This window comes from Candidatus Paceibacterota bacterium (assembly GCA_041666545.1).
Lineage (GTDB): Bacteria > Patescibacteriota > Minisyncoccia > Phycocordibacterales > JBAYGS01 > JBAYGS01.
In genome coordinates this window covers 161,558-178,346 of the sequence record JBAYGS010000001.1, presented here as the reverse complement: position 1 = coordinate 178,346, position 16,789 = coordinate 161,558, and the positions used below count along the sequence as shown (strand labels likewise).

The following is a 16,789-nucleotide window of genomic DNA, read 5'->3' as shown; positions in this document are numbered from 1 at the left end:
GAAAAAAATGAACCTTGTTCTAAGAGTCCGACACGGGTCAATCTTGCCGGAGTTGCTGAAGATGCTTCTCAGTCTTGAGGGTGCGATTATCCCCAGGCTCGGTCAGGCTTTTGACCCTCGGGAAATGGATCTCGTTTGGACAGTGTCCAGCATTTGGGGTGATGACAGAGAGATTGAGGCCGAGCGGCAGAAGGAGTTTGAGTTGGAAGCCGCGATTTGTCGGCATGGTCGCACAGTTTCCGTTGGACCACATGTCGGAGATGAGGATGCGCCTTCTCCGAGAACCTGGGTTGAGATTGTGGCGTGTTCGACCGCGGTTCGGCCCCGGGATACGCAGTTTACGTACTGGACCCATTGGTTGTGGGACGGTCCAGGTTCGGGGATGTTTGAATCTCCTTGCGTAAAGATCACGGACTATTTTGTGCAGGAACTGGGTGAGGGTCTTCATTAAAAGGGGTTGTGGATTTGTTCTCTCAAACCGCCTAGGCGTAAGCTTCGGCGGTTTTTTAATTTACCGCGACCGCTTGACATTTAGCTACGAAGTATGATATAATAAGTGGAGAACAAGTAACCTCCCGCTACCCCTCAAGTAGGACACTCGTTAAGTTTGTAATAATACTCCGAAGGTGTCTGGAAACCAATGATTTCTCTCGGTCGGTCGTTTAGGAAGGACTGTATTTCCTGCAACTCTTCCTCAGTCACTGACCCGATGTCTCTTCTTTTGGGCACAAAACATCTGATCCAACGGTTGGTATTCTCAACCAAGCCCTTTTCCCAAGAATGGTAAGGGTGTGTAAAATATATTGGTACCTGCAGGAGGGCTTCCAATTCTCTCCAGCAGGTGAAAGCCAGGTCATTGTCCGTGGTGATACTTCTCAAGGCAACACCGTGGAACAGACCGGAAAGCGCGGCACGAATCGTGTCGCGTTTTCTGTTGGGCAATTTCCTGACCCAAGTTTTCTTGGCCACGAAGTCCACCGCGACCAAAAGTACCCACGAGCTTTCTTTTGACACAATGAAGTCGAGCTCGAGGTGTCCCGGTCCGTTCCGGACAGGGCGGGAATCGATATATTTCCGGCCGTCTTTCAAGGTTTTCCACCGCCCCCGTTTCCGTCCGCCCTTGTGATTGTTCCAGCCCCAAAAGAGCAGGTGTTCCAGGCCTCTCGACTCGGCAAATTTGTAGATGGCCTTGGCAGAACAACTGATTCCGAGCTCTCTTTTCAAGTACCCGCTGATTTGCTTGGGTGACCATTTCTTCTCCAGTCTTTCTTCGACAAACAGACACAGGAAACTTGAGAGTGCCACCTTCAAACATTGTCGCTTGGCTCGTCACCTTTTCATTGAAACCCGCTGTTTGGCTTTGGTCGCATCATATATGCCATTAACACTGTGTTTCTGTATTTCTCGGCTGATTGTATTCGCGCTCCGACCGAGAAACTCGGCAATTTGACGAACAGCCGAACCGGCGCGATACATTTTCTCAATCGCAAACCTCTCCTCAAAAGACAAATGATGATATTTCATATGACAGTTGATTAATTGCTAGTCCATTAATTCTAACTGTCCTACTTCAAAGGTATCTGGGGGAAAAACAACAAAAAAAGAAAGGAACTCAAGTGAAGACTCTGAAAAATATCGGTTTGACTATTGCTTTGATCGTTGCGATTGCTTGCCCGGCCTATTGCATCTGGAAGCTGATCAGTAAAAGTCAGCACCTGGCGGAGAAAGGAAAAGTTGAGGGCCACTTCTGGCTTCCGGAAAATTCAAAGGTCTTTACGAATTATTCTGAATGGGACAAAGCCTCTACCAACGGTTGCCTGTTCCGCTTTGGCAGAGACACGATCGAGTTCGGAAAGTTCAAGGAACTTGACGGGCAGTACCTGGTCTATATCTCGGAGTATGAGGCTGTATACAGGAACTGCCAAGGGGCGGTTATGCTGCAAGCTAGTCGCAGTTATGCTCCTGAAGCACTTGTGGTCTCCACCAGCAATTTCAAGTACCTCGGTGGTGGCAAGGTTAGCTGGGATGTCAGTTTCGACAAACGCAGTACGGCTGTTGCTGTGGTCGGAGGTTTACTGGTGGGGGTACTTGTGGATGTGGCAATTTTTATCGGTACCGTCATTTCGGTCGCCATTTTCTGCGGTTTAGCCAGCTGCATAATGAACTGGTGGGACGAACGCAAAGAACGCTGTTCAGCCACCACTCGCTAAAGCTGACGACGCCGATTCACCCCCCTCGACGGAAGTTGAGGGGGGTTTTAATTTACAAAACGCCCCGCGATTCCGATCGCGGGGCATTCTTCTTCTATTTTTTTAAAGCGGACTTGCCGGCATATTTGGCTTCTTTGCCAAGTTCCTCCTCAATTCGCATCAGTTGATTATATTTGGCAATTCTTTCCGAGCGGGACATTGAGCCGGTCTTAATCTGTCCGGTACCAAGACCGACCACGAAATCAGCAATGGTGGTGTCTTCAGTTTCTCCCGAGCGGTGGGAGACGACGGCAGTAAAACCAGCCTCGTGGGCCATGTTGATGGCATCAATAGTTTCGGAGACTGTGCCAATCTGGTTTAGTTTAATTAAAATCGAATTGCCAGCCTTTTCCTTAATGCCTCTTTCGAGTCTCTTGATATTGGTGACAAAGAGGTCATCGCCCACAATCTGAACTTTTGAACCAAGCTTTTCGGTGAAGAGTTTGAAACCGTCCCAGTCATCTTCAGCCAAGCCGTCCTCAATCGAGACAATCGGATATTTCTCAATCCAGCTTTCATAAAGGTCAACCATTTCTGCGCTCGTCAGATTTTTCTTTTCTGTGGCCAAATCGTATTTGCCATCTTTGTAAAGTTCAGTGGCGGCGGCGTCAATGGCGATAAAAATGTCTTGGCCTGGTTTGAAACCGGCCTTTTCAATGGCTTCGATGATGACCTTGAGTGCCTCTTCGTTGGAAGGTAGAGACGGAGCATAACCGCCTTCATCGCCGACAGAAGTGTTGAGGCCGCGCTTGGCCAAAATTTTCTTCAAAGCGTGAAAAGTTTCGGCGCCATAACGGATTGCTTCGGAAAAAGTCGGCGCGCCCAAAGGCATAATCATAAATTCCTGAAGGTCGGTAGAATTTTCGGCATGCTTGCCACCATTTAAAACATTCATCATCGGAGAAGGCAAAAGAAGCGGTTTTTTCGTACCACTGATTTCTCGGAAATATTGATACAGCGGCTTCTTCTCCGACTTGGCCGAGGCATGAGCAAAGGCCATCGAGACGCCGAGAATGGCGTTAGCACCAAGTTTGCCTTTGTTCTCGGTGCCATCAAGTTCGATGAGTTCGGTGTCGAGTTCGCGCTGATTGAACTCGTTGCCGACTAGGCGGTCTTTAATTGTCGTGTTCACATTCTGCACAGCTTTAAGGACTCCCTTGCCGCCAAAGCGAGTTGTGTCTCCATCTCGAAGCTCCACGGCTTCATGTGAGCCGGTTGAAGCACCGGAAGGAACGGCCGAACGGCCGAAAGAGCCGTCAGATAGCGTTAAGTCGACCTCGACCGTCGGATTACCTCGAGAGTCAATAATTTCACGAGCCTTCAATTCTTTTATTTTTGCCATGGTTTTAAATTAATGAGGTTCAATTATAACTCCGCCTGCTCCAGCTTGCCAGTTGTGGCAAAGTGTTGGAGTTAGTATAATTTGTTGGTTATCATTAATTTTAATTTTAAATGCGGAAATTAAATCAATACAAAAATCAAGATCTCGGCTTATTCTTGGTGCGGTTGGCTTTGGCGGTTGTCTTCATAATTCATGGTTGGCTCAAGCTTACCGACATGTCCGGGACTGTTAGCTTTTTCGAATCGATGGTTGGTGTCGCGGGTTTTTGGGCTTATGTAGTGGCGCTGGTCGAGTTTGTTGGAGGAATCACGATGCTTCTGGGAGTCTGGACTTATTGGACCGGTGTGCTTCTGGCCATCAATATGCTTTTTGCCATTATACTCTTTAAGCTTGGCAAGGGCTTTGTCGGCGGTTGGGAGTATGACTTTGTGCTTCTGCTCTGCGCTTTATCGATTGCCACGGTTGGTCCGGGGATTTATACGGTTAAGAAAATTATTGGGCGTTAAAGAAAAACAGCCCCGCCTTGCGACAAGGCGGGGCTGTTTTGTTTTCCGCGTTCTAGACTCGGCTTAACGGAGCTCTCTTTATAATTTCCAAAATTTCATCCACACTGTCGGTAATCGTGTAAAGTCTGGTATCCGGTTCGTCGATAGTTTTATGTTCATGTAGCATGACTGATTTGATCATTTTATCGATAGGTGCCCAGTAGTCTTGGCCTACGAGAATAACCGGCGCCCAAGGGATTTTATGTGTTTGAATTAAGGTTAAAATTTCAAACAATTCGTCAAAGGTTCCGAATCCGCCTGGGAAAAATAAAAAAGCTTCGGCGGAAAATGACAGGACGACTTTTCGGACGAAAAAATAATAAAAAGATAAGGATTCATTGACATAAGGATTAGCAACCTGCTCCTCGGGTAGTTGGATCAAAAGCCCCACCGATTTGCCGTTGGCGTCTTTGGCGCCACGATTGGCGCCCTCCATGATTCCCGGACCGCCGCCGGTGATAATGGCATAGTCGAGTTTCTTAACAATTTCCGAAGCAACCTTTTTAGCTTTTTCGTAGTGGACATTGCCTTCCGGGAAGCGGGCTGAACCGAAGAAGGTGACCGACTTGGGGTATTTACGAATAAAAGAAAATCCATCGACAAATTCCTGTAGGATTACTGATAGGCGGTGCTGTTCTTTGGGGCCGAGACTGGCCACAATGTCATCGATTGTGTGAGGGATTCGGTTTAATTGGAAGTCCGGGATATTAATATTCTTGCGCTCTTTATCGTCTTGCATATTTTTTAAGTTTAATTAGGGCAATTGTACGCTAGGGCAAGAGTCGGGGCAAGCTATTAATCTGTGGAAGAGTGCTTTGTTGAGCTTGGCTTTCGTACTATAATAGAGGAACTATTAACGCGGTTTTAATTTAGTTTAAATTATTATGAAATCACTTTCGACTAAAGAGGCGATTGCAGTCGCTGTTGCAATCGTAATCCTCCTCGCACTGGTTTTATTCGAAAATCCTATTGGCTCAGGAATCAATTTCACCAACAAAGCACAAACGGCCGCGCCGGTCGTTCAGGACTCCGGCTCGGAGGCGATCGTCGTCGACGATGTGCTAATCGGCACAGGTGTAGAAGCTGTGGCCGGCAAGACGGTGAGTGTAAACTACACCGGCAAATTTACCGATGGCCAAGTTTTTGACACGAATCTTGGAAAAGCGCCTTTCGGCTTCGTACTGGGCTCCGGACAAGTTATTCCGGGTTTTGATAAGGGTCTAGCTGGAATGAAAGTTGGCGGTAAGCGGGTGATTACCGTGCCACCGAGTGAGGCTTATGGTAGCCAGCAAGTTGGCCCAATTCCGGCCAATTCCACTCTGGTCTTCGAGGTTGAAATGCTCGATGTAAAGTAATCTAATTTGATGAAAGCAGATTGGGCCCGCCGAATTTTTGCTCCGCAAAATTCGGCGGGCCGTTTGCTTATCTTGAATTTCTCTGTTAATTTTGATTGACATGACTAAGGAATTTGGTTTTAAAATTGAGAAAAAACTTGCGAATGGTTTGGGACGAGCGGGTGTAATCCAAACTCCCCACGGCGAAATCAAAACGCCGGCTTTTATTGTGGTTGCCACTAAAGCCAATGTGAAATCACTGACGGTTGAGCAGGTCAAAGGTTTGGGCGCGCAAGCGGTTTTGGCGAATACCTACCACTTATATTTGGAACCGGGCGATGAGTTGGTGAAAAAGGCCGGGGGTTTTCCTAAAATGATGAATTGGCAAGGCCCAACCTTCACCGACTCCGGCGGATTCCAGGCTTTTTCGCTTGGTGTGGCTTTCGGTACGACAATCACCAAACTTTCAAAAGGCGAGACTGAAGCGGCCGATTCGACCAAAAATTTTGCTCGTAGTACCGACCAGGAGCCACTCGCAAAAATTACCGAGGACGGTGTGGAGTTTAAATCCTACCGCGATGGCAGTAAGCATTTTTTTACGCCGGAAAAATCGATGGAGATCCAACGCAATCTTGGCGCCGATATTATTTTTGCCTTTGACGAATGCACCTCGCCGACAGCCGACAAAAAATATCAAAAGGAGGCGATGGAACGAACGCATAGATGGGCAGCGCGAAGCCTGGAAAGGCATCGCGAGTTGCAAGCTGAAAGTGAAAAGTTGAAAGTTGGAGAGGGAAACAGAAAACAAGCCCTATTTGGTATCGTGCAAGGTGGTAGATTTCAAGATTTAAGAAAAGAAAGCGCCGAAGTAATAGGGAAGATGGATTTTGACGGTTTCGGCATCGGTGGCTCATTTGATAAGACCGATATCGGTCTTTCAGTTGGTTTGGTCAACAAAATTTTGCCTGAAGAAAAACCGCGACACCTTTTGGGTATCGGCGAACCGGAAGATATGTTTTTGGCGATTGAAAATGGTTGTGACACTTTTGACTGCGTGGCTCCAACTCGCACTGCAAGAAATGGCACGCTTTATACCAAAGAGGGGAGAATTCACATTGAAAATAATCAGTATCGGGAAGATCTGGGCCCGATTGAAAAAGGCTGTGGCTGTTATACCTGTAAAAATTATTCAGTCGCGTATCTCTCCTTTCTTCACCGTGCCCACGAATTAACTTTTCATCCACTGGCTTCAATTCATAACCTGTATTTTTTGGTTAATTTGGTAGATAAAATCCGTCAGTCAATTCTCGACGGTAATTTCGAAGAATTTAAGAATAGCTTTCTAAAAACCTACAAGTAAAAAAGCGAGACTCAGGTCTCGCTTTGATTTTTCCGGCAGGCTAGTGGTCGCCCATGACATGTCCGCAGTTTAAACATTTGTAAACTGCACCGTCAGGTGTGGTCAATGTGCCGCAATCTGAACACGTTGGCGGATTGCCAACCGCGTGACCGCAAGTAATGCATCGGTAAACTGATTCATCCGGCATCATTCCGCCACCACATTTCGGGCATTCCGGAGGATTGCCACCGGTAATTCTCCTTTGATCACCACCGTCCGGCACAACACCGTGTTGAAACGCTACTCCGCCTCCGTCCGCTTCAACAAATTTGCCGGGTATCGGGTTGCTTCCGCCGTCGGGACACAGTTGTTGATTGCAATATGTGCAGGTGAAGTGGTCTCGGACCCAAGTCCTCACAGTCTTGCAGGTCGGGCATATCGGATGCTCTACCGGCGGTTCAGGTGCTTGAAGCTCCAGAGTATCTGCCGCGCCAAGCTCCTGGAGTTCGACATCAAGCACCAATCCGGGCTCAGCCTCCGGAGGTATCCGATCAAGCAGTTCATTGCTGAATGCCGTGATGTCATCGGTTCTTTTCTCCACTACTGCTTCGACCAGGAGAACCATTAATTGATCCTTCCTAAGTGATTTTAGGTTGGTCGCCATATAGTCCTTTCTTTTAAACAAGTTTTCCTCAAATCATCCTACTCGTTCCTGACTATTTTGCAAGTGATTCTACATAGGGCAGTCCTATGACATAGGACTGCCCTATGTAGAGAAACTGTGTAGAGAATGCCGGATATCCACAGGAGAAGCTAAAAAGAGGTGACAAAATGCACAGGTTTTGCTAGGATTTACCGACACCAATGAAAATTCATTCCTACATTTCCATTAAGAATTTGCCTGTCCTCACAGAAGATTTGAGGGTTGGTTCTTGGTGTTAAGAAAATTTATCTCAACATTAAAAACGAGCCCTCAAGTCAAAAGCTTGAGGGCTCTTCGTTTGGCTTATGCTAGGCGGATTGTTCCTTCGGTAAAACTCAATAAAGCACAACAAAGAGAAAGGTATAAAATGACACCCGAGATGGTTATGAAGACCTCGCACGAACCGGTTTACGCTGAACTGTCGCAATTCAAATTCAAGCGAGATGAAGTTTACACAACTCCGGCCTGCGGGAAAATCGCTATGCCCAGACACGGTCAGGAGGGTTATCGGGTTGTTGGTGACGCGAATGTCCCAGCAACTCAAAAAGTTGTCTTCTGGAACCGAGACGGCTATAACAGCTGGATTACCATGACGAAGCGCGAGGAAATTCGGCTGGCGCGCAGGAACGATTGGCTCGTTAGTCGGGCCACAGCCGAATGTCAGGCCAGACAGCGGAAGCGAGATTGCCTAGGCCTGGAGAATCAGTCTCCATTTGCGGGTTATGCTCCGGGATAATTCTTGAGCAATCTTTGGGTGGGTTTGCAAATGCCTCGGCATAATGCCGGGGCTTTTTTGTTGGGAACCCTTACAAATAGGGCATGCGAATAAAACGAGAGTTGGGAACTGACAACTAATAGCCCACAACCTACAACAAACAAAGGTATTAAAGTTAAGGATTTTGTTGTATAGTGTTGCGATGGAATTTAAGCTAAGAACTGGTTATGAACCAGCAGGAGACCAACCTACGGCAATCAAGGCCCTGGTTTCAGGGGTTAGAAAGGGCCTTACCAAACAGACTCTTTTGGGCGTGACCGGTTCGGGCAAGACTTTTACCGTTGCTAATGTGATTGAGCAAATCCAAAAGCCGACTTTGGTAATTGCTCACAACAAAACTCTCGCGGCCCAACTGGCCCAGGAGTATCGGGAATTCTTTCCAGAGAACGCCGTTCACTATTTTGTCTCTTATTACGACTACTATCAACCGGAAGCCTATATGCCGGTTTCCGACACTTATATTGAGAAGGAGGCGATGATTAACGAGGAGATTGAGCGCCTGCGTCACGCTTCGACTCAAGCCTTACTCACCCGCAAGGATGTGATTATTGTAGCCTCGGTCTCCTGTATTTATGGCTTGGGCAGTCCGGAAGAATACGAAAAAGTGAATTTAAAGTTAAAAATTGGTGACAAGATTTCTCGTGCCGAAATGATTAGAAAATTGATTGGGATTTATTTCGAGCGCACCAATGCCGATCTTGAGCCGGGTAAATTTCGGGCAGTGGGGAATACGGTCGAAGTGATGCCTGTCAACGAGAAGGTAATTTACCGATTTGAATTTAGCGAGGAGATAATTGAGAAAATTCGGCAGATCGATGCGATTTCGCGTTCCGAAATCGGTGGGCTGGATTCGATTTTTATCTTTCCGGCCAAACATTTCGTGACACCGGAGGCAGAGCGGGCTCGCGCGATTGCCGACATTAAACTCGAGCTTGAAGAGCAGTTGAAGGTTTTGAAGAAGGAAGGCAAGGTGCTCGAAGTAGAGCGTCTGAAGCGTCGGACCAATTATGACCTAGCGCTTATTCGAGAAGTTGGCTATTGCAATGGTATCGAAAATTACTCGCGCCATTTTTCCGGTAAAAAGCCTGGCGAAGCGCCTGATACCTTACTTTCATATTTCCCGCACAAGGCTGACGGCTCACCGGATTTTCTCACTATCATCGACGAATCGCACGTGACCGTGCCACAACTTAATGGTATGTATGCCGGCGACGCCTCGCGGAAAAAAACCTTGGTTGATTTCGGTTTTCGCTTGCCGTCAGCGAAGGATAACCGGCCTTTGAAGTTTGATGAATTTGAAAAACGAGTCGGCCAGGTAATTTATACTTCGGCCACGCCGAGCAATTTCGAAAGGGAAAAGAGTCAACAGATTGTTGAACAGGTGATTCGTCCGACCGGACTTATTGACCCGGTTGTGGATATTAAGCCGGTTGTTTCGAGTAAAGAATATTTGGGTCAGGTGAAGGATTTTATTGAAGAAGCCGAGAAAACCATTAAACACGGCGGTCGGGTAATTGCCACGACTTTGACCAAGAAGATGGCCGAGGATTTAAGTGAATTTCTCAAAGAACGTGGCATCAAAGCTGAATACTTACACAGTGATATCAAGACGATTGATCGAATCGATATTCTAACTGAATTCCGACGCGGCAAATTCGATTGTATTGTCGGCGTGAACCTTTTGCGTGAAGGTTTGGACTTGCCGGAAGTCGAGCTTATTGGAATTCTTGATGCCGACAAGGAAGGCTTTTTGCGTTCGGATACTTCACTCATTCAAACTATCGGCCGAGCGGCGCGAAATGTGCACGGGCGGGTGATTCTTTATGCTGATGTGGTGACCGGTTCAATCAAGCGGGCGCTCGACGAGACTAATCGCCGACGAGAGATCCAGGTTGCTTACAATACAAAGCACGGTATAACTCCGCAGACGATTATTAAAAAGATTCACGATATCACCGAGGAGATGAGAAGTGAGCATGACAAAGCTGTGGCCTCGCTCGTTGAAATTGATACCCAATTGTTCGGCAAGAATATCCGCAAACTAATTAAAGAAAAAGAAAAGCAGATGAATGAAGCCGTAAAGGTGCTGGACTTTGAGACAGCCGCTTTAATGAGAGATGAAATTGAGGCGATCAAAGTCAAAAGTGGCTCTAATAAGTCAAAAAGTAAGGTCAGGAGGAAGAAAGAATGAAAATACTTGACAAAAAAGGTGGCGTATGCTATACTCTAACAGATGAACATTGAATTCGGGCCACACCAGCCTGCGCTCTTACATTATAAAATTAATTTAAAAACTAATAACTAAAGAGCGCAGACTGGTGTCGCTAAAGCTAAAAACAAAAACCCCGCGAAGCGATTCGCGGGGTTTTTGTTTGTGCGGGTTTGACAGCTTGTCATAAATGTGTAGTCTTAAGACAGAAACGAGAAAGGGAATTTATGATGAATAATATGACCGGAATGATTGTGGACCGAACTAGGACCATGATTGCCGATTGGCAACAAGAAGGCACCTGGGCCTATTGGATTGTGGACGATTACGACACGGTGCCGATGACTCCGGTTCGAGTCCGGTATACCAAAGGGGTTTGGCAAAATGTCGGCTGTTGCCTTCAAGATAAAATCGACATTCCTCCCGAAGAGGTTTTGGAATTTTGAAGAGTGGCGCGCGGGTGATTAAAATTCACCGCGCGCCTTTAAATTTATCAAAAAGAAAAGGCGCGGACAGAGTCCGCGCCTTAATAGTGAAAGTTGCTGATGTTCAATGGTGCCAAGGGGGCGGGCATTTTCTGGTTTCGGGCTTCACTCGTTCGGTGTGCCGGTTGGGCTTGAAGGATTTTCGCGGCGGGGCTTCTTCGGACGCTGTGGGGGTTTTGCCGTGGCTGCCTATGCTACCACCAAACAAGGAACCCGAACGCAATCCTGAAGGAATGAGACCGCGACTACCACTGCCGATACCAGAACTGCCTGAGACTCGGAACATCATCACTGCCATAACTGCCTTTGGTTGAGGTTGGTACAAGACTATCCAGCTTTAATTCTACACGAAAATATAAAAACGGCGAGGGGTTCGCCGTTTTAGGATCGAGCCTTATGGCAAGGGGAGTCGGCCTTGTCCGGCCACAGCGTCCTGACTTAACGCGGCCCTTTGGGCGAGCCTTTTCAAAGAAGGGCTTTCGGTCCGTTTCAGGCGATCCTGTTGAGCCTTGCTTAAAGGCGATACCGGTCGATTGCCGATTACTTCTGCCAACTCGGGCCGGTCAGCAATCGTTCGAGCGAAGTTGAGGAGCGCGTGGCACCTCGAAGCGGAAACAGTCTTCATAAATTATTCTCCAATCTACCGCCATACTACCATACTTTATATGGAGAAGTCAATAGTAGAAGAAAAGCCCGGTTTTCTTATATGGATCCATCGGCTGCGGGCACATAGCCTGATGTGTCGGGCAGTTCGCACTTCAGCTCTTTTAAGGCGGCAATTTTGGCGGCAGCCCTAGCTCGACAGTTTGGGCTTACACAAATGCTATTAACCATGGTGCCTGCAGGGTTCAGTAAGGTGGCATAACCTGCGTCATAAAGTTTACCGCTGAAGCTGTATGCTGGAACCACGACAGTATATTCCCCAACTGTTGGAGGTTCACAGGTGGCGATGTATTCTTGGTCCGAATTGTAGCAGGTTAGCTCGTCAGTGACCTGGCTTTTAAGAAAAGCGAGGGCCATCTCATCGGCCAACTCTTGGGAGTCAGCAAAAATCTGATTTTTGGGAACACTCTTGCTAATAACGGTATCTCCGACAGGCATGTCGGCGGCCGCAAATTCCTCGCAACTCAGCTGATAACTTAGGGCGCTATTACCGTAAGCTTTGTACTTAAAACCGCCAAAAAGCCCGGCAGTTTGGGGGCCGATCAAGCTACCGTTTCGGGCTAGGATTTTTGAGCTATTGCGCCCGGCAAAAACAATCACCGTAATAATGGCGATTAGTAAAATCGTTCGGAATAAAATAATCAGAGCGCGGGTTTTGCTTTGTGGGCTCATGATTTAAAACAAGGATTCCACTACTTTTTTAACGGTGGCGCCGTCAGCTTGGCCTTTAAGCTCTTTCATCACGGCTCCGACTAAGACACCGAGTTTGCTATTATCGGTCACTCCTAGTTCCTTTTTTTTGGCCTCGGCGACTTTTGTGATGTCGGCTTCGCTCATCATTTGAGGGAGAAAGGTTTCTAGAATTTTCAATTCGGCAGCTTCACTTTCAGCCAAATCGTCACGGTTGCCGGCTTTGAATTGCTCGATTGAATCCTTTCGTTGCTTGACCGAGCGTTTGATTACCGTGAGGACATCTTCATCGGCTAACTCTTGGTCCGGCTTTTTGCCTTTGGCGACCAATTCGTTGGTGAAAGCGGCCAGGAGGCCACGCAAGACTCCTAAACGCACCGCCTCGCGTTTGAGCATAGCGTCTTTGACTTGGCTTCGAATATCGTTTTGTAGAGACATGGTAAGGTGAGTAAAAATTTGGTCTTAATACCATATACTATATACCCGATACCTTATACTTTCCAGTCTTCTGGAGTATAATGTTTTTATGTCAGACACACTTTTGATTATTCTTACGGTTTTGGTCGCGATCCTAATTGGCGCGGTTATTTTTTTAATTATGAAATTTAATAGCCGAGCGGGTGCGAATGAGGAGGCGGAAACTAATGGTATGAAGCTTTTGCTTCAGCAGGTCAACGAATTGTCTCGCACCGTCGATGCCAAGATTGGCGAGGGGACCAGGCAAATGAATGATTCTGTAAAGATGCAATTAAGTGAAAGCCGAAATGTGACAGGGCAATTTTTAAAGGAGCTTTCCAACATCGCCGACAAGGTGGCGAGAGTTGAGGAGACCGGCAAAAACATGGTGACTTTTGCTGACCAACTGCAGTCGCTTCAAGATATTTTGAAAAATCCAAAACAGCGGGGGATTTTGGGGGAGTACTATCTAGAAACCCTTTTGAAAAATGTTTTGCCTCCGGGGAATTATCAAATGCAGTATGCTTTTAAAAATGGCGAGATTGTCGATGCGATTGTGCGGGTAAAGGATAAAATTATTCCGGTTGACTCAAAGTTTTCCTTGGAAAACTACAACCGTTTAGTTGAAGAGAGAAATCCGGCGGAAAAGGAAAAACTGGAAAAAATTTTCGTCAATGATTTAAAAAATCGAATTGTTGAGACTTCGAAATATATCAGGCCGGGCGAGGGGACGATGGACTTTGCTTTTATGTTTATTCCGCACGAGGCGATTTACTATGATCTGTTAATCAATAAAATCGGCGCTTTAGCCGACGATACGGAAAACCTAATTCAACGGGCGGCGGGGAAGTACAAAGTGATAATTGTTTCGCCGACCTCGTTTTTGGCCTATCTGCAGACCGTTTTACAGGGCCTAAAAGCGATGCAAATCGAGGAGCAGGCCAAAGAGATTGTGAAGAATGTTGATGGCCTAATGAAGCATTTAAAGAGCTATGATGAGTACCACAATAAGCTTGGCAACGCTCTCTCCACGGCGGTAAATCAGTACAATATTTCCGGTAAGGAATTTAAAAAAATTGATAAAGACATCCTAAAAATTACCGGCGTTTCGGCCAAAATTGAGCCGGCGCTCCTAGCTAAGCCGGAGAGTGATGAACTGGAGGGGTAATCTTGCGAGTTCGTCGCAACCTTAGGGGTTTTCCATATCTTTATATTCGTGTGTGCGTATTCGTGGTCTCGCTATTCGTGCACTTGCTTTTTAATTGGCTTTGTGTAAAATAGTCCCATTATGCCAATCAAGAAAGGCGCAAAACCAAATAAGACTGAAGAATTTGCGGTTATTGCTACTGGCGGAAAACAGTACAAGGTTTCCGTGGGTGAATCAGTGCGAATCGAGAAACTTCAGGGCGAGCACCAGGTTGGTGGCAAAGTTTCCTTTGATAAGGTGCTTTTGGTTGATAATGGCCAAGATACCACTATCGGCACCCCTTACATTTCCGGTGCCAAAGTTGAGGCCGAAATTGAAAAGATTGGCCGATTGCCAAAGGTGACTGTCATCCACTACAAGCAAAAGAGCCGATACTACAAAAAGGCCGGACACCGACAAGATTTCTTCCAAGTTAAGATTACGGCGCTCAAGTAAAAAAACCGATCCACTAGGGTCGGTTTTTTTATTAAGCTAAAACCGCAAGCCCGGTAGGGTTTGCGGTACAGTTGGGACGGAGGTTTTTCTCTTGGCCACTTTGTACTGGCTAGTGGCAGATTATGGCGGCGAAGCCAAAACCGAAGGCGCATGAGGCGGCAATCCAAAGCAGTTCCTGAAGTTTGCCTACTACAGGCTTGTTCGGATCGTGAATCGAAAGTGCCCAGCCAATGATTAAAAGGATGGGCAGGCTAAGCAGGGCTTGCATAACATCCTTTTGTTGAGATTTCTACTAAAATAGTATCACCCCGCTTGGAAAAATCAATCGACTTGTCTACCGAAAGCTAGAAGCGATTTTTGAGGGCGCTCTTGATTGTCTCTCGGTCGGCGTATTCGAGTTCCGCACCGGTCGAGAGGCCACGGCCTAGGTGGCTAATTTTAATGTCGCGGTCGGCAAAGTTTCTCCTCAATTCAGCCTCAACAAAATCACCGGTGTGTTCGCCGTCGGGGTTTAAATTCATGGCCAAGATGATTTCCTTGATTGCCGGCTCGGATCCGACTCGATTAAGCAAAAGTTGTAAACGAATTTTCTTTTCGGGCTCCGGTTCGAGAATCGGCAGGTTGCCGCCAAGAATAAAATAGTTGCCGTGGTAGCTGTTGGCTTTCTCGATGCTTTCCAAATCAATATCTCGGGCGACTATCATTAAAGTTTCGGCTTCGCGATTTTTGTCTCGGCAGATATTACAGATTGGATTGCCTGCGCGCTCCTTTTCAAAATAACGCTGACATTTTTGACAGGCGATAATGTTGCCTCTTAGTTCGGCGATTAGTGAAGCGAGCTCTTTTAGGGCGGTGGGCGGTTGGCTTAAAAGGAAGTAGGCGAAACGACGCGCCTGGCGGGGCCCAATTCCCGGAAAGTTTCGAAACTTTTCAACTAATTTGTCGATGGCGTTCATATAATTGAGGCACCCTCTCCGCCGGCAGTGTCAAAATCGCCGAAGTCAGATTTTTCGACGCTTAGGAAGGTGGACTTGCGGTCATCAAAGTAAAGTTGAACTGTGCCGGTTGGCCCGTTGCGGTGTTTTTCGATCATAATTTCTGCCACATTTGATTTGCTACCCTTACTAGTGTCTTCCTCGCGTTCACGATGAATGAAGAGAACCACATCGGCGTCCTGCTCGATGGAGCCGGAATCGCGGAGGTCGGAGAGGCGAGGTTTACCGCCACGAGCTTCGACGGCACGGGATAACTGGGAAAGCGCTAGGACCGGCACATCAAGTTCGCGGGCCAAATTTTTAAGGGAACGGGAGATTTCCGTGACTTGCTGGACCAAGTTGTCGGTCTTGTGGGAGTTGGTCGGGACCATGAGTTGTAAGTAGTCGACCACAATGAGACCGAGACCCTTTTCGCTTTTAAGTCTTCTCGCAATGGCGCGCATTTTCAAAATGTTGTTGCCGGCCTGGTCATCGATGTAAATCGGGGCCTTGGAAAGGCTGGCGAGCGAATCTCGAATCTTGCCGAAGTCTTGCTCCATGGAGAGCTTACCGGTGCGAAGTTTCCAAGCGTCGACTCGGGACTCGGCGGCGAGCATACGGTCGACCAGTTGCTGAGAGCTCATTTCCAAAGAAAAGATGGCCACAGGAATTTTGTGGGTGATGGCGGCCTGGCGGGCAATATCAAGAGCGAGCGAAGTTTTACCCATCGACGGTCGAGCGGCCAAAATAATCAGGTCGGATTTTTGGAGGCCAGCTAATTTGTCATCTAGACCCGGAAAACCGGTTGGCACGCCACGCAGTTCGTTGCCGGACTTATGAAGCTTGTCGAGGCGCTCCCAAGCTTCATCGAGAGCATCCCCCATGGTGATATATTTGTGGACGCTTGAGTTGTTGGAAATGTCATAGACATGTTTTTCCGCTTCGTCCATAATCTCTTCGAGCTCATTTTCCTCGTTGTAGCCTAAAGCGCCGATTTGCTCGGAGGCGTGAATAAGCCGGCGCATCATATATTTTTTCTGAACAATTTTGGCGTAGTGCTCGACATTGACGGATGAGGGGACGGCGTTGGTGAGTTCCGAAAGATAACTCATACCGCCGACTTGCTCCAAAGCTCCCTTGTCATTGAGACGAGCGGAAAGAGTTAGGCTGTCGATGGCTTGGCCTTTGCCCCAGAGCTCGATCATGGTCTCATAGATCAGACGATGTCTTTCGGTGTAAAAAGATTCGGCGTTTACGAGATCCAGAACTTCGTTTAGAGCATCCGGGCGTAGCATTACTGATCCCAAAAGCGCCTGCTCGGATTCGAGGTTGTGTGGCGGTACTCGCAAAGATTTTTTATTATTCTCGTGCATTGGATTAATT

The 16,789-nt window shown here is 47.3% G+C and carries 21 protein-coding genes; 10 read left to right on the top strand and 11 right to left on the bottom strand.

What is annotated here, in order from left to right:
- Nucleotides 1-7 precede the first annotated feature (7 nt).
- Complete coding sequence (locus WCT25_01000) at nt 8-451, top strand: hypothetical protein (protein MFA6535990.1); 444 nt, start codon at nt 8-10, stop codon at nt 449-451.
- Between the two features lie 134 nt (nt 452-585).
- Here WCT25_01000 and WCT25_00995 read toward each other — a convergent pair whose 3' ends face one another.
- The gene (locus WCT25_00995) at nt 586-1,305 is read right to left on the bottom strand and encodes an IS30 family transposase (protein ID MFA6535989.1); all 720 of its coding nucleotides are present in this window, start codon (nt 1,303-1,305) and stop codon (nt 586-588) included.
- A gap of 24 nt (nt 1,306-1,329) precedes the next feature.
- Nucleotides 1,330-1,524, bottom strand: a complete 195-nt coding sequence (locus WCT25_00990) for a helix-turn-helix domain-containing protein (GenBank protein MFA6535988.1) — start codon at nt 1,522-1,524, stop codon at nt 1,330-1,332.
- Between the two features lie 92 nt (nt 1,525-1,616).
- On the opposite strand from WCT25_00990, the gene WCT25_00985 reads away from it, so the two are divergent.
- The gene (locus WCT25_00985) at nt 1,617-2,210 is read left to right on the top strand and encodes a hypothetical protein (GenBank protein ID MFA6535987.1); all 594 of its coding nucleotides are present in this window, start codon (nt 1,617-1,619) and stop codon (nt 2,208-2,210) included.
- 94 nt (nt 2,211-2,304) lie between these two features.
- Here WCT25_00985 and eno read toward each other — a convergent pair whose 3' ends face one another.
- A complete protein-coding gene (eno, locus tag WCT25_00980; GenBank protein MFA6535986.1) occupies nt 2,305-3,591 on the bottom strand; it encodes a phosphopyruvate hydratase in 1,287 nt (428 codons plus the stop codon).
- A 110-nt stretch (nt 3,592-3,701) separates the two neighbouring features.
- Between eno and WCT25_00975 the strand changes: the two genes are divergently transcribed.
- Nucleotides 3,702-4,097 (top strand): DoxX family protein, encoded by a 396-nt coding sequence (locus WCT25_00975; protein ID MFA6535985.1) that lies wholly within the window; start codon nt 3,702-3,704, stop codon nt 4,095-4,097.
- A gap of 52 nt (nt 4,098-4,149) precedes the next feature.
- Here the strand turns inward: WCT25_00975 and WCT25_00970 are convergent, their stop codons facing one another.
- The gene (locus tag WCT25_00970; protein MFA6535984.1) at nt 4,150-4,875 is read right to left on the bottom strand and encodes a TIGR00730 family Rossman fold protein; all 726 of its coding nucleotides are present in this window, start codon (nt 4,873-4,875) and stop codon (nt 4,150-4,152) included.
- 145 nt (nt 4,876-5,020) lie between these two features.
- Between WCT25_00970 and WCT25_00965 the strand changes: the two genes are divergently transcribed.
- On the top strand, nt 5,021-5,491 hold the full coding sequence (locus WCT25_00965; GenBank protein ID MFA6535983.1) for an FKBP-type peptidyl-prolyl cis-trans isomerase: 471 nt from the start codon (nt 5,021-5,023) through the stop codon (nt 5,489-5,491).
- 100 nt (nt 5,492-5,591) lie between these two features.
- Nucleotides 5,592-6,830 carry a tRNA guanosine(34) transglycosylase Tgt gene (gene tgt / locus WCT25_00960; GenBank protein MFA6535982.1) on the top strand — a complete coding sequence of 413 codons (1,239 nt, stop codon included), beginning with the start codon at nt 5,592-5,594 and terminating at the stop codon, nt 6,828-6,830.
- A 40-nt stretch (nt 6,831-6,870) separates the two neighbouring features.
- Here tgt and WCT25_00955 read toward each other — a convergent pair whose 3' ends face one another.
- Nucleotides 6,871-7,473, bottom strand: a complete 603-nt coding sequence (locus WCT25_00955) for a hypothetical protein (protein ID MFA6535981.1) — start codon at nt 7,471-7,473, stop codon at nt 6,871-6,873.
- Between the two features lie 406 nt (nt 7,474-7,879).
- Between WCT25_00955 and WCT25_00950 the strand changes: the two genes are divergently transcribed.
- From WCT25_00950 to WCT25_00940, 3 genes are all read left to right on the top strand, one after another.
- Nucleotides 7,880-8,248: a hypothetical protein gene (locus tag WCT25_00950; GenBank protein MFA6535980.1), complete on the top strand. Its 369-nt coding sequence runs from the start codon at nt 7,880-7,882 to the stop codon at nt 8,246-8,248.
- Nucleotides 8,249-8,429: 181 nt separating this feature from the next.
- On the top strand, nt 8,430-10,478 hold the full coding sequence (gene uvrB, locus WCT25_00945) for an excinuclease ABC subunit UvrB (protein ID MFA6535979.1): 2,049 nt from the start codon (nt 8,430-8,432) through the stop codon (nt 10,476-10,478).
- Between the two features lie 245 nt (nt 10,479-10,723).
- Nucleotides 10,724-10,942, top strand: a complete 219-nt coding sequence (locus tag WCT25_00940; GenBank protein ID MFA6535978.1) for a hypothetical protein — start codon at nt 10,724-10,726, stop codon at nt 10,940-10,942.
- A gap of 433 nt (nt 10,943-11,375) precedes the next feature.
- On the opposite strand, the gene WCT25_00935 is transcribed toward WCT25_00940, so the two are convergent.
- From WCT25_00935 to WCT25_00925, 3 genes are all read right to left on the bottom strand, one after another.
- Complete coding sequence (locus WCT25_00935; protein MFA6535977.1) at nt 11,376-11,606, bottom strand: hypothetical protein; 231 nt, start codon at nt 11,604-11,606, stop codon at nt 11,376-11,378.
- 77 nt (nt 11,607-11,683) lie between these two features.
- Nucleotides 11,684-12,316 (bottom strand): hypothetical protein, encoded by a 633-nt coding sequence (locus WCT25_00930; GenBank protein ID MFA6535976.1) that lies wholly within the window; start codon nt 12,314-12,316, stop codon nt 11,684-11,686.
- Between the two features lie 3 nt (nt 12,317-12,319).
- A complete protein-coding gene (locus WCT25_00925) occupies nt 12,320-12,772 on the bottom strand; it encodes a GatB/YqeY domain-containing protein (protein MFA6535975.1) in 453 nt (150 codons plus the stop codon).
- A gap of 88 nt (nt 12,773-12,860) precedes the next feature.
- Here WCT25_00925 and WCT25_00920 point away from each other — a divergent pair, with 88 nt between their 5' ends.
- Nucleotides 12,861-13,958, top strand: coding sequence for a DNA recombination protein RmuC (locus tag WCT25_00920; GenBank protein ID MFA6535974.1), 1,098 nt, complete (start codon nt 12,861-12,863; stop codon nt 13,956-13,958).
- 120 nt (nt 13,959-14,078) lie between these two features.
- Nucleotides 14,079-14,432, top strand: a complete 354-nt coding sequence (gene rplU / locus WCT25_00915; GenBank protein ID MFA6535973.1) for a 50S ribosomal protein L21 — start codon at nt 14,079-14,081, stop codon at nt 14,430-14,432.
- Nucleotides 14,433-14,541: 109 nt separating this feature from the next.
- On the opposite strand, the gene WCT25_00910 is transcribed toward rplU, so the two are convergent.
- The 3 genes from WCT25_00910 to dnaB all read right to left on the bottom strand — a co-directional run bounded on the left by WCT25_00910 (nt 14,542) and on the right by dnaB (nt 16,779).
- The gene (locus WCT25_00910; GenBank protein MFA6535972.1) at nt 14,542-14,700 is read right to left on the bottom strand and encodes a hypothetical protein; all 159 of its coding nucleotides are present in this window, start codon (nt 14,698-14,700) and stop codon (nt 14,542-14,544) included.
- 76 nt (nt 14,701-14,776) lie between these two features.
- Nucleotides 14,777-15,388 (bottom strand): toprim domain-containing protein, encoded by a 612-nt coding sequence (locus tag WCT25_00905; protein ID MFA6535971.1) that lies wholly within the window; start codon nt 15,386-15,388, stop codon nt 14,777-14,779.
- The gene (gene dnaB / locus WCT25_00900; GenBank protein MFA6535970.1) at nt 15,385-16,779 is read right to left on the bottom strand and encodes a replicative DNA helicase; all 1,395 of its coding nucleotides are present in this window, start codon (nt 16,777-16,779) and stop codon (nt 15,385-15,387) included. The genes WCT25_00905 and dnaB overlap by 4 nt, the downstream gene beginning before the upstream one ends.
- Nucleotides 16,780-16,789 lie beyond the last annotated feature (10 nt).